Source organism: Exiguobacterium sp. RIT594 (genome assembly GCF_003339585.1).
GTDB lineage: Bacteria > Bacillota > Bacilli > Exiguobacteriales > Exiguobacteriaceae > Exiguobacterium_A.
Window position 1 is genome coordinate 275,810 of sequence record NZ_QPKF01000001.1, and the last position, 12,296, is coordinate 288,105.

At 49.0% G+C, this 12,296-nt stretch carries 12 protein-coding genes; all 12 read left to right on the top strand.

All coding sequences use genetic code 11. The features are described from left to right. Window positions 1-73: 73 nt before the first annotated feature. The 12 genes from DVG79_RS01380 to DVG79_RS01435 all read left to right on the top strand — a co-directional run bounded on the left by DVG79_RS01380 (window position 74) and on the right by DVG79_RS01435 (window position 12,238). Window positions 74-1,096, top strand: coding sequence for a methionine ABC transporter ATP-binding protein (locus DVG79_RS01380; RefSeq protein ID WP_114595159.1), 1,023 nt, complete (start codon window positions 74-76; stop codon window positions 1,094-1,096). Next, a complete protein-coding gene (locus DVG79_RS01385) occupies window positions 1,093-1,758 on the top strand; it encodes a methionine ABC transporter permease (protein ID WP_114595160.1) in 666 nt (221 codons plus the stop codon). Before DVG79_RS01380 ends, DVG79_RS01385 begins: the two co-directional genes overlap by 4 nt. Before the next feature lie 34 nt (window positions 1,759-1,792). Then, window positions 1,793-2,626: a MetQ/NlpA family ABC transporter substrate-binding protein gene (locus DVG79_RS01390; RefSeq protein ID WP_012371206.1), complete on the top strand. Its 834-nt coding sequence runs from the start codon at window positions 1,793-1,795 to the stop codon at window positions 2,624-2,626. A 72-nt stretch (window positions 2,627-2,698) separates the two neighbouring features. Continuing rightward, window positions 2,699-3,925 (top strand): MDR family MFS transporter, encoded by a 1,227-nt coding sequence (locus DVG79_RS01395; protein WP_114595161.1) that lies wholly within the window; start codon window positions 2,699-2,701, stop codon window positions 3,923-3,925. 156 nt (window positions 3,926-4,081) lie between these two features. Continuing rightward, window positions 4,082-4,867: a Fe-S cluster assembly ATPase SufC gene (gene sufC / locus DVG79_RS01400; RefSeq protein ID WP_012371204.1), complete on the top strand. Its 786-nt coding sequence runs from the start codon at window positions 4,082-4,084 to the stop codon at window positions 4,865-4,867. 18 nt (window positions 4,868-4,885) lie between these two features. Continuing rightward, window positions 4,886-6,163: a Fe-S cluster assembly protein SufD gene (gene sufD / locus DVG79_RS01405; protein ID WP_114595162.1), complete on the top strand. Its 1,278-nt coding sequence runs from the start codon at window positions 4,886-4,888 to the stop codon at window positions 6,161-6,163. 1 nt (window position 6,164) lies between these two features. Beyond that, the gene (locus DVG79_RS01410; protein WP_012371202.1) at window positions 6,165-7,388 is read left to right on the top strand and encodes a cysteine desulfurase; all 1,224 of its coding nucleotides are present in this window, start codon (window positions 6,165-6,167) and stop codon (window positions 7,386-7,388) included. Then, a complete protein-coding gene (gene sufU / locus DVG79_RS01415) occupies window positions 7,378-7,812 on the top strand; it encodes a Fe-S cluster assembly sulfur transfer protein SufU (protein WP_012371201.1) in 435 nt (144 codons plus the stop codon). The genes DVG79_RS01410 and sufU overlap by 11 nt, the downstream gene beginning before the upstream one ends. A gap of 32 nt (window positions 7,813-7,844) precedes the next feature. Then, entirely contained in the window at window positions 7,845-9,242 is a 1,398-nt protein-coding gene (gene sufB / locus DVG79_RS01420) for a Fe-S cluster assembly protein SufB (protein ID WP_012371200.1), read from the top strand. 85 nt (window positions 9,243-9,327) lie between these two features. Then, window positions 9,328-9,894 (top strand): dihydrofolate reductase family protein, encoded by a 567-nt coding sequence (locus DVG79_RS01425; RefSeq protein ID WP_114595163.1) that lies wholly within the window; start codon window positions 9,328-9,330, stop codon window positions 9,892-9,894. Between the two features lie 182 nt (window positions 9,895-10,076). After that, window positions 10,077-10,922 carry a DUF72 domain-containing protein gene (locus DVG79_RS01430; protein ID WP_012371199.1) on the top strand — a complete coding sequence of 282 codons (846 nt, stop codon included), beginning with the start codon at window positions 10,077-10,079 and terminating at the stop codon, window positions 10,920-10,922. Between the two features lie 20 nt (window positions 10,923-10,942). Further along, the gene (locus tag DVG79_RS01435; protein WP_114595164.1) at window positions 10,943-12,238 is read left to right on the top strand and encodes a bifunctional metallophosphatase/5'-nucleotidase; all 1,296 of its coding nucleotides are present in this window, start codon (window positions 10,943-10,945) and stop codon (window positions 12,236-12,238) included. Window positions 12,239-12,296: the final 58 nt, after the last annotated feature.

The window sequence follows — 12,296 nt, forward strand, 5'->3', positions numbered from 1 at the left end:
GTTTTGTGTACTGAGAAAGTGCGCGCGTTTGCTCTAAAACGTGCGCACTTTTTTTATTTTAGGAGGGACCGTATTGATTCGCTTACAGGATGTAGGAAAGATTTATCGCTCGAAGCGCGGATCGGTTGAAGCCGTCGTCAATGTCGACTTGTCAATCGAGCGCGGTGAAATTTTTGGAATAATCGGTTATTCAGGGGCAGGGAAATCAACACTGATTCGTTTGCTGAACATGCTTGAGGCACCGACGAGCGGCTCGATTCAAATCGATGGTGTCGAAATGACGACGCTCAAACCAAAAGAATTACGGGGCGTCCGTAAAAACGTCTCAATGGTGTTCCAACACTTTAATCTGCTTTGGTCACGGACAGTCGAAGAAAACATCATGTTCCCGCTTGAGCTCGGCGGTTATCCGAAAGCCCGTCGTAAAGAACGGGTTGCCGAACTGATTCAGCTCGTCGGACTCGACGGACGTGAAGGCGCTTATCCGTCGCAACTGTCAGGTGGACAAAAACAACGGGTCGGGATTGCCCGGGCACTGGCATCCAATCCGGACGTCTTACTCTGTGACGAAGCGACAAGTGCGCTGGATCCGAAAACGACCGACTCGATCCTCGAGTTGTTGGTCGACATCAACAAAAAATTAAAACTGACCATCGTCTTGATCACACACGAGATGCATGTCATTCAAAAAATCTGTCACCGGGTCGCCGTCATGGAAGCCGGGAAAATCGTCGAACAGGGACCGGTTGCTGAAGTATTCCGTCACCCGAAACAGGCGATGACAAAAGAGTTCGTCAAACAATTGACGTCACCGTCTGAAAACGAATTAACGTTTGCGAAATTACGCGAGCGCTATCCGACCGGGAAAATCGTCCAGCTGACGTTTGTCGGTTCGACGGCGGAAAGTCCGATCCTTGCCGAAGTCATGAAAGATTCGAACTTATTATTCAATATCATCGGCGGAAACGTCGGACAGACGCAGGACGGAGCACTCGGAACGCTGTTCATTCAGTTGCTCGGTTCGGAAGAGGAAGCACAAGCGGTCATCGCCAAACTTCAAGCGAGTGACGTTGAAGTGGAGGTGGATCACCGATGAGTACATTTTTTGCAGATGTGGATTGGGATATGGTCTGGGAAGCAACCGGCAGCACCGTTTATATGACGGCCGTTGCAGGGCTCGCAACGTTTGTCCTTGGATTGGCAATTGGTCTGTTGTTATATGCGACGAACGAAGAATTGTTGTTTAAAAACCGGACACTGTATTCCGTGCTCAGCTTTTTAGTCAATATCTTCCGCTCGATCCCGTTTATCATTCTATTGATTCTGTTGATCCCGATCACGAAAATCATCGTCGGATCATTCTTAGGACCAACGGCTGCATTACCTGCGTTAATTCTCGGTGCAGCACCGTTTTACGGTCGGATGGTCGAACTGGCACTTCGTGAAGTCGATAAGGGTGTCATTGAGGCGGCTGAATCGATGGGAGCAACGAAGTTTCAAATCATCTATAAAGTCCTGATTCCGGAAGCCTTGCCGGCAATCGTCTCAGGAATCACCGTTACGCTTGTCGCACTCGTCGGTTACACGGCAATGGCCGGGTTAGCCGGTGGTGGTGGACTGGGGGACATGGCCTTCATCGAAGGATTCCAGCGTTCACAAAATAACATCACGGTCATCGCGACACTGTTGATTCTTGTCATCGTCTTCATCATTCAAATTATCGGTGACCTGCTTGTCAAAGCCATCGATAAACGGTAACACCTATCTTATTTAATCTTGGGAGGAATCATTCATGAAACTTTGGAAAAAATTCGTCGGCACAGCAGCCGTATCGGTCTTAGCAGTCAGTCTTGCAGCATGTGGAGAAGAATCTTCATCAGGCAGCAGCGATTCAAAAACACTCGTCATCGGGGCGTCAAACGTTCCCCATGCTGAAATTCTCGAGCACGTCCAAAAAGAATATGAAGCAAAAGGCTATAAACTCGAAATCAAAAAGTTCCAGGATTACGTCCTGCCGAACAAAGCACTTGCTGAAAAAGAAATCGATGCGAACTATTTCCAACACGTCCCGTACCTCGAGCAACAGGAAAAAGAAAACAAAGACTATAAATTCGCGAGTGCCGGCGGCGTTCACGTCGAACCGCTCGGTGTCTACTCTAAAAAATACAAGTCTTTGGATGAACTGCCAAAAGGTGCAACGATCTTAACGAGCTCAAACGTCGCTGAACGCGGACGTGTCTTGACGTTCCTTCAAAACGAAGGGCTGATCAAGTTGAAAGACGGTAAAACAACCGATGCACAGCTCAAAGACATCGCGGAAAACCCGAAAAACATCAAGTTCAAAACAAACATCGAAGCGTCACTCTTACCGCAAGCTTACAAAAACAACGAAGGCGACGCGGTCCTCATCAACACGAACTATGCGATTGACAACGGGTTGAACCCGTTGAAAGATACGATTGCCCTGGAAGACGAGTCTTCACCGTACGTCAACATCATCGTCACACGTGATGGCGATGAAAAAGACAAACGCGTCACGACATTGCTCGATATTCTCCACGAGAAAAAGAACCAGGACTGGATCACAAAAGAATACAAAGGGGCCGTCGTCCCGGTTAGTAAATAATCTGCTCAATCGATGCACTCTTCCTATATAATGGAAGAATGCATTATTTTTTTGTGCGAAAGGGGGATTTTCATGCAACGTTTGAAACAGCTTCACCCATTGACGGTCGGCGTGTTGCTCGGGACGTTTTTCGCCCGGCTCGGAACCTTTATCACGATGCCGTTTTTTGCGATTTACTTATCGGTCGTCCTGAAATTCAGTCCGGTCGACGTCGGCTGGATTCTCAGTATTTCAGCCATCGCGAGTCTCGTCATGAGTTTCGTCGGCGGGACATTATCCGACCGCTACGGCCGCCGGACGATGATGCTCAGCGGAACGTTCGGTTTTGTGCTTGTCTTCATCGGACTGGCTCAAGTCGAGACCTTTTGGACGTTCTTCATCCTGAGTGCCTTAAACGGAATTTTCCGGTCCATCTTCGAACCATCTGCCCGGGCATTGATCAGTGATACGACGGAGGAAGAAAACCGGTTGTTCGTCTTTAATATCCGTTATACGTGCATCAATATCGCAGCGGCGATCGGACCGGGGATTGCCTTACTACTCAGTGCGGGGAATACGTCGATTACCTTCTATATTACGGCGTTCGTTTACTTCGGCTACGGCGTCGCGATTTTCATCCTGTTCCGACGTCATCCGATTACGGAAAGCCACGGCGGGAAAAAGGTGTCGTTCGGAGCGACGGTCCGGTTGCTGAAAACCGATGTCGCCTTTACGTTTGCGCTCGCCGGTATCATCTTTGGTGTCTTCGGATACAGTCAGTTCAACTCGACGTTGCCCCAGTTTTTGACCACGACGACCTTATTGTCCGGGGGAACAAGTCTGTTTGCCTTATTGATTACGATTAATGCCATCACCGTGCTCGTCGTTCAGTATCCGATCATGAAGTTCGGTGTCAAGACGTCACCGCTCGTCTCGATCACGGTCGGGATTGCGACCGTTGCCGTCGGATTATTCGTCATGGGAACGGCCGGCACTGTCTGGCTGATGATCGGTGCGATGTTCATCTTCACATGCGGGGAAGTGATGATGTTTACGATGACGGACATTTTGACGGACAGCTTTGCGACACCGGAATTACGGGGAAGTTATTTCGGGGCGATGGGCTTGACGTCGATTGGTCAATCGGTCGGACCGGTCATCGGCGGACAATTGTTACTTTATTTTGGACCGGAACGTCCGTTGCCGATTTTCGGTATTTTAGCCCTCTTGACAGTTCTCGGAATACCACTGCTCTTACTGTCACAGCGGGTTCATCGACAAACGAAACCGGAAGAAGAGAAGGAAGTCGTCTCACTTTAAAGTCATTCTCACTAAAAGGCTCGGTTTTGAGAAAAAACCATGAGCGATGACGCTTGAATAATGTGGTATGATTCATTAAGATTAGAATGATACTAAATTAGTAACTCTCGTGAACTGAATCGTCAGACACGAAATGAATAGATGGAGGGATTCTACATGAAGGCTTCACACTTAAAGATTGAAGATTTACACGTTGCAATCGACGGCAAAGAAATCTTGAAAGGCGTCAACTTAGAAATCAAAGGCGGCGAAATCCACGCGGTCATGGGACCAAACGGGACTGGTAAATCAACACTCGCATCTGCATTGATGGGTCACCCGACGTATGAAGTGACATCAGGATCAGTCACACTCGACGGCGAAGACGTCCTCGAAATGGAAGTCAACGAACGTGCGCAAGCAGGTATGTTCCTTGCAATGCAATACCCAAGCGAAATCAGTGGTGTGACGAACTCAGACTTCCTGCGTTCAGCAATCAACTCACGCCGTGAAGAAGGCGATGAAATCTCACTCATGAAATTCATCCGTCAACTCGACGCGCAAATGGGTCTTCTCGAAATGCCAGGCGAAATGGCACACCGTTACCTCAACGAAGGTTTCTCGGGCGGAGAGAAGAAACGGAATGAAATTCTCCAAATGACGATGCTGAAACCAGCGATCGCCATCCTTGACGAAATCGATTCAGGTCTTGATATCGATGCGCTTAAAGTTGTCGCAAAAGGTGTGAACGAAATGCGTTCACCTGAATTCGGCTGCTTGATCATCACGCACTATCAACGTCTCTTGAACTATATCGAGCCTGATTTCATCCATATCATGATGGGCGGAAAAATCGTCATGTCTGGTGGTAAAGAACTTGCTCACCGTCTCGAAGCAGAAGGTTATGACTGGGTTAAAAAAGAACTCGGCATCGAAGAAGTCGAAATCGAAACAAAAGCGTAAGACGAGGGAGGAAGCATGATGACTGTAGAACTGAATCTTGCTGTAAATCGCGAGGCAGTGGCAGAACGTGCGACTCGCTTAGGGGAACCGGCTTGGATGATTACCAAGCGTCAAGATGCACTTGATCTTGCCCCGACGCTCGCATTGCCAAAAGTAGAAAAAATTAAAATCGGTGGCTGGAACTTCACAGAAGGTACAGCAGATCTCGAAACGGTAACTGGTTTGACACCGGATATCGAATCGTTGATCGGTGAAAACCGTGACCATATGCTGATCACGCGTAACGGACAACTCGTCCACGCGCAAAACAGCGAAGCGACGAACGGCGTCATCTTTACGACGCTTGAAGACGCAATGAAGCATCATCCGGAGCTCGTCGAGAAATACTTCATGACAGAAGGCGTCAACGTCAACGAAGATCGTCTCGCAGCACTCAACGCAGCACTCATGAACGGCGGTACATTCCTATACGTACCAAAAGGCTTGAAGTTGACGGTTCCAATGCAGGCGATTTATACGCTGGAACAAACAGGCGGTGCGTTGTACCACCATGCAATCATCATCGCAGATGCTGACAGTGAACTGACGTATATCGAAAACTTCGTCTCTTACGGCGAAGAAGCACATAACGTCAACGTCGTGACAGAAGTCTTCGTCGAAGACAATGCGAAAGTTCTTTTCGGAGGCGTCGATACGCTTGCGAAAGGTGCTGTGACGTATATGAACCGTCGCGGTGTCGTCAAACAAGGCGCGAAGCTCGAATGGGCACTCGGTCACATGAATGACGGACACACGATCACGGAAACGAAAACACACCTTGTCGGTAACGATTCGTTCTCGGACACGAAAGCCGTAACGGTTGGTCGTGGCGAGCAAAAACAAAACTTCAACGTCCGGACAGACCATTTCGGTAAAGGTTCGGAAGGTTTCATCTTGATTCACGGTGTTCAGAAAGATTCAGCGACATCGATCTTTAACGGAACATCAATGATTCATCATGGCGCTTCAAAATCAAACGGTGTTCAAACGGAACGTGTTCTCATGTTGTCTGAAAAGGCACGGGGAGACGCAAACCCGATCCTCTTGATTGACGAAGATGATGTCATGGCAGGACACGCGGCATCTGTCGGTCGTGTCGATGAACTTCAACTCTACTACTTGATGAGCCGTGGTCTTTCACGCAAAGAAGCAGAACGCCTTGTCGTTCACGGTTTCTTACAACCGGTTGTTTCGGAACTCGCGATTGACTCTGTTAAAGAACGCCTCGTGCAAGTGATCGAAGGGAAAGTAAACTAATATGGGAATCGATGCATCCATCCGCAATCAGTTTCCGATTCTTGACCAACAGGTTAATGACCGGAAACTCGTCTATTTAGATAGTGCGGCTTCGTCACAAAAGCCGCTCGTCGTCATTGAGGCGATTGAGAACTACTACAAGACGGTTCATTCGAATGTGCACCGTGGCGTCCATACGCTCGGAACACGAGCGACGGATGCGTACGAAGGTGCGCGTGAGAACGTACGTCGTTTCATCAAGGCGCAACACCATGAAGAGATTATCTTTACCCGCGGGACGACGACAGCGATCAATATCGTCGCCTCAAGTTACGGAATGGAGCATGTGGAAGAAGGGGACGAGATTGTCGTCACGTACCTCGAACACCATGCGAATCTCATTCCGTGGCAACAGGTTGCAAAAAAGAAAAAAGCGAAACTGAAATATGTCGACTTGACGGCAGACGGTCGTGTAACGATCGAAGCGGTCAAAGAACAAATTTCGGATCGGACGAAGATTGTGGCAATGGCCCACGTTTCGAACGTCCTTGGAACGATCAACCCGATTAAAGAAGTCACGCAACTTGCCCATGCTGCCGGCGCCGTCATGGTCGTCGATGCAGCGCAAAGCGCGCCGCATCAACAGATTGATGTTACAGATCTCGATTGTGATTTCCTGGCGTTTTCGGCACATAAGATGTGCGGACCAACCGGGATCGGTGTCCTGTATGGCAAAAAAGCATTACTCAATGCGATGGAGCCGGTCGAATTCGGTGGTGAGATGATTGATTACGTCGGGCTGGAAGAGTCGACGTTCAAACCTTCTCCGTACCGGTTCGAAGCAGGGACACCAATCATTGCCGGCGCAGTCGGCTTATCGGCAGCGATTGATTTCTTGGAACAAGTCGGACTCAGTAACATCGAAGCCCACGAACGTGAGCTCGCTCAGTATGCGATGGCACAAATGCGTGACATCGAAGGACTGACGATTTACGGTCCGGAAGAACGTGTTGGTCTCGTTACCTTTAATCTCGGTGATGTCCACGCGCATGATGTGGCGACGGTTCTCGATATGCAAGGAATCGCAGTCCGTGCCGGTCACCATTGCGCGCAACCGCTGATGCGCTGGCTTGGAGCCAGTTCTACGGCACGAGCCAGCTTCTACCTGTATAATACAAAGGAAGAAGTAGACGCATTAGTGACAGGACTTCGCCAAACGAAGGAGTATTTCAGTCATGGATTTTAACAATCTCGATCACTTGTACCGTCAAGTGATCATGGACCACTATAAAACGCCCCGCAATCGTGGTGCGATTGACGGTGGTGTGACAATCGATATGAACAATCCGACATGTGGCGACACAATCCGTCTGCAACTCGCAATCGAGGACGATATCGTCAAAGATGCGAAGTTCGACGGTGAAGGATGTTCGATCAGTATGGCGTCTGCGTCGATGATGACACAGGCTGTCAAAGGAAAAACAGTCGAAGAAGCATTACAACTCGCCAACGTCTTTTCCGAGATGGTTCAAGGAAAAGACTACGACGATGAAAAATTTGATCTCGGGGATGCCGAAGCACTGTCTGGTGTGACAAAATTCCCGGCGCGAATCAAGTGTGCGACACTTGCCTGGAAGGCGCTCGAACGCGGCGTCGAAGAAGGGAAGTAACTTCGGTCAGTAAGTAAGAGGAGGAAACGAACATGGCTAAGAACATGCCTGAAATTGGCGATTATAAATATGGTTTCCACGATCGCGATATCTCGATCTTCCGTTCAGGACGCGGTTTGACGACAGAAGTCGTCGAGACGATTTCTAAAATGAAGGAAGAACCGCAATGGATGCTTGATTTCCGTCTGAAATCGCTTAAGATTTTCAACGAACAATCGATGCCAGCATGGGGCGGCGATTTATCAGATCTCCGTTTTGATGACATCACGTACTACGTTAAGCCGTCAGAACGTGCTGAAAAATCTTGGGATGAAGTACCGGAAGAAATCAAACGTACGTTTGATAAACTCGGAATCCCGGAAGCTGAGCAAAAATACCTTGCAGGTGTTTCGGCACAGTACGAATCAGAAGTCGTTTATCACAACATGAAGAGTGAACTGGAAGATCAAGGGATCGTCTTCAAAGATACAGATACAGCACTGAAAGAAAACGAAGATTTATTCCGTGAGTACTTCGGTAAATTGATCCCGCCGACAGACAACAAATTCGCTGCCCTCAATACAGCGGTTTGGTCAGGTGGATCGTTCATCTATGTACCAAAAGGCGTCAAGATGGATACGCCGCTTCAAGCCTACTTCCGGATCAACTCGGAAAACATGGGTCAATTCGAGCGGACGTTGATCATCGTTGACGAAGAAGCATCGGTTCACTACGTCGAAGGATGTACAGCACCGGTCTACACAACGAACTCGCTTCACTCGGCGGTCGTTGAGATCTTCATCAACAAAAACGCGTATTGCCGTTACACGACAATCCAAAACTGGGCAAACAACGTCTACAACCTCGTTACGAAACGTGCGATCTGTGAAGCCGGCGCAACGATGGAATGGGTCGATGGTAACATCGGTTCGAAATTGACGATGAAATACCCTGCCGTCATCCTTAAAGGGGAAGGTTCACGCGGTATGACATTATCAATCGCCATCGCTGGTAAAGGACAACACCAGGACGCAGGCGCGAAAATGATTCACCTCGCACCAAACACGTCGTCCACGATCGTCTCAAAATCGATTTCGAAACACGGTGGTAAAGTCACGTACCGTGGGATTGTCCACTTTGGCCGTAAAGCAACCGGCGCACGTTCGAACATCGAATGTGACACGTTGATCATGGACAACCAGTCGACATCAGATACGATTCCGTACAACGAAATTCTCAACGACAACATTTCGCTTGAACACGAAGCGAAAGTATCGAAGGTCTCGGAAGAGCAATTGTTCTACCTGATGAGCCGCGGGATTTCACAAGAGGAAGCAACTGAAATGATCGTCATGGGCTTCATCGAGCCGTTCACAAAAGAATTACCGATGGAATATGCGGTCGAAATGAACCGTCTCATCAAGTTCGAGATGGAAGGTTCAATCGGATAATGTTTCTGCTCTCTCATCTCTGGATGAGAGAGTTTTTTGTACACAGGCAAAAGCGGGTAAAGGATTGAAAAAGGAGGGATTCATCATGCGTGATATCGTCTATTCTTTTCAAGTCTCGCTCGACGGCTACATCGAGGATGCATCGGGCAGCATCACCTTTGCGTCACCGGATGCGGAACTGCATCAGTACTTCAATGATTATGAAAAAGCATTTGATACCCATGTGTACGGCCGTCGTCTGTATGAGATGATGCACTACTGGGAAACAGCCGATCAGGAAGATGAACCGATCATCATCGAGTATGCGAAAACATGGCAGGCCCTTGAAAAAGTCGTCTTCTCGCAAACGTTGACGGCCGTCGAGGGCAATGCCCGTCTTGCGACCCGGCCGCTTGCCGAGGAACTCGCGGCATTAAAGCAGGCACCCGGCAAACAGATTGCGATCGGCGGGGCGACCCTTGCCGCGGAAGCCATCCGTTTGGATTTGGTGGACTGTTATCATGTCGTCATCTATCCCGTCTTACTCGGTGGAGGGAAACGAATGTTTCCGCTGTTTGAGCAATCGTTGTCCTTACAGCTTGTAGATCAACAGACCTTTGCTTCCGGTTGCATCGCCTTGACGTATGAACGGATTCGAACCAACTCTTTATGATCATTAATGAATCCATGAAACAAGCAGTCTTTTTCTCCTTATTTTTCAAGGAGTAGGAAGGAATTGCTTGTTTTTTATATGGAGACACACGTGTTTTCCAAGAAGAGTCTTGAAGAAGAAATTCACGATTCCGCTATGCTATGATGAACAATAAGCAGAGAAAACGGAACGGAGGGAGCAGGATGATTTATGTCGGCGTGACCGGTTGGGGCGATCATGACAGCCTCTACCCGACACCACAGGACCGGAAAGAGAAGCTCGCCGCTTATGCGGGACACTTTCCGGCAGTCGAAGTTGATTCCACGTATTATGCGATTCAACCGGAACGCAACTACCAAAAGTGGGTTTCGGAAACACCGGATGATTTCCGGTTCATCGTCAAGGTCCACCGGGCGATGAGCGGTCATGACCGGGAAAACAAGGATCCACTCGGTCCCATCTTTGAACAGTATCTCGCTTCGATCGAACCGATGCGGCAAAGTGGCAAGATTGCCGCGATTCTCGTCCAACTGCCACCGTGGTTTGACGTCAGCAAAGTACACCTTGAATATCTTCAGACGATTCGGAAGTCGCTTGCCGGCCTCCCTGTCGCAATCGAATTTCGGAATCCGTCCTGGTATTCGGACGCCTACCAGGAACGAACGCTCCGGTTCTTAGCCGAGCATCAGTTTATTCATACGATTTGTGATGAGCCGCAGACGGAAGACGGATCGGTGCCCTTCGTCCCGGTCGTCACACAGGAGACAGCATTTGTGCGTTTGCACGGCCGAAACGTCGCCGGATGGCTGAAGAAGCCTGGACAAAGCAGTGAGGACTGGCGGAAAGTCCGGTGTCTATACCGTTATTCCGAAGAAGAATTACAAGAGTTAGCCTTACATATCCGTTCACTTGCCGAACAGGCAAAAGACGTGTATGTTTTCTTTAATAACAACTCGGCAGGGGATGCCGTACCGAATGCGAAACGTCTCATCGAGATTTTAGGTCTCGATTATGAATCGCTCGCGCCCCGGCAAATTTCACTGTTTTAATACCTGGAGGAGGCTTAAGCGTGAAGTTACACGTCATTCATTATAACGATCTGCATTCACACTTTGATATGTGGCCTCGCTATATGTCGTTTATGAAAGAACACCGGACATATGACTCCCTTGTCTTTGACTTGGGAGACCATGCCGACCGGGTTGCACCAGCAACGGAAGCGACGCAAGGAAAAATTAATACCCATCTCTTAAACGAATTATCACCGACGGCTGTCACGATCGGAAACAATGAGGGCATTACGTTTCCACATGACTGGTTGGCGGAATTATACAGAGATGCGACGTTCCCGGTGCTTGTCTCGAACTTGTCGGCCCCATTCGCGAAAGCCGGTATGATTCAGGAATTACCGACTGGGAAAGTCGGTATTTTTGGACTGACAGCACCGTATTATGAATTATATGATTTACTCGGCTGGTCGATTGAAAATCCGTTCGAAGCAGCGGCTCGCGAGATCGAAGCGTTGCGGGATCAGGTCGATGTGCTGATCTGTCTGAGTCATCTAGGTTTTTATCAGGATGAAGACTTGGCGGAACGGTTCCCGGAACTGGACTTGATCATCGGATCGCATACGCATCACGTTCTCGATGACGGCGTCGTCCGGAACGGTGTACTGATTGCCCAGGCGGGGAAACACGGACAGTATGCGGGTGAGATTTATCTGAATACAGATACGGGCGAAAAAGAAGCGGTTCTCCATCCGCTCGAGTCCTATTCGGCGGACGAAGCAACAGCCGTTCTGCTCGATAAGGAGCAGTACTTGGCGGAACGTCAGATGAAACAACCGATTGGCCGGACATCAGGTCTAGCGAATGACTGGTTTAATCCATCGCCGTTCACGCAGCTGCTCGCTGACACGATGCGCGATTGGTGTCAGGCGGACCTCGCCTGTGTGCCGGCCGGCATGCTGCTTGGTTCCTTGTCCCCTGGACCGGTTTCGTCTTACGATTTACACCGGCTTTGTCCTCATCCGATTAATCCGTGTAAGGTGACGATGACCGGAAGTGAATTAAAACAATTCATTGCCGAAGTCGATACAGACCGCTTTGAACAGCTAAAAGTCCGCGGACTCGGTTTCCGGGGGAAACTGATGGGCAAGATGCATTATGCCGGAAACCGTCAACATCTGGATGAGGCAAAACATTACACCGTGGTCCTTCCGGATATGTTTACATTTGGTCCTTTATTTCCGGAAATCAAAGAAATGCCGAAAGAATATTTCATGCCGGAATTGTTACGGGATCTGCTCTTTGATCGCCTATCGGAGAAGTCAGAATTTGGTGAATTACCCATCCGCAAACACTGAATATTTGTTATACTGTAACAGAAATCAGGTCAGTTTTTTACGGATAAAGGGGGAAACC

What these genes read in the sequence shown, in the direction of transcription:
- DVG79_RS01390 (WP_012371206.1), top strand. Translation starts at nt 1,793, where the DNA reads ATGAAACTTTGGAAAAAATTCGTCGGCACAGCAGCCGTATCGGTCTTA.
- DVG79_RS01410 (WP_012371202.1), top strand. Translation starts at nt 6,165, where the DNA reads ATGGGAATCGATGCATCCATCCGCAATCAGTTTCCGATTCTTGACCAA.
- sufD (WP_114595162.1), top strand. Translation starts at nt 4,886, where the DNA reads ATGACTGTAGAACTGAATCTTGCTGTAAATCGCGAGGCAGTGGCAGAA.
- sufU (WP_012371201.1), top strand. Translation starts at nt 7,378, where the DNA reads ATGGATTTTAACAATCTCGATCACTTGTACCGTCAAGTGATCATGGAC.
- sufB (WP_012371200.1), top strand. Translation starts at nt 7,845, where the DNA reads ATGGCTAAGAACATGCCTGAAATTGGCGATTATAAATATGGTTTCCAC.
- DVG79_RS01395 (WP_114595161.1), top strand. Translation starts at nt 2,699, where the DNA reads ATGCAACGTTTGAAACAGCTTCACCCATTGACGGTCGGCGTGTTGCTC.
- DVG79_RS01430 (WP_012371199.1), top strand. Translation starts at nt 10,077, where the DNA reads ATGATTTATGTCGGCGTGACCGGTTGGGGCGATCATGACAGCCTCTAC.
- sufC (WP_012371204.1), top strand. Translation starts at nt 4,082, where the DNA reads ATGAAGGCTTCACACTTAAAGATTGAAGATTTACACGTTGCAATCGAC.
- DVG79_RS01425 (WP_114595163.1), top strand. Translation starts at nt 9,328, where the DNA reads ATGCGTGATATCGTCTATTCTTTTCAAGTCTCGCTCGACGGCTACATC.
- DVG79_RS01385 (WP_114595160.1), top strand. Translation starts at nt 1,093, where the DNA reads ATGAGTACATTTTTTGCAGATGTGGATTGGGATATGGTCTGGGAAGCA.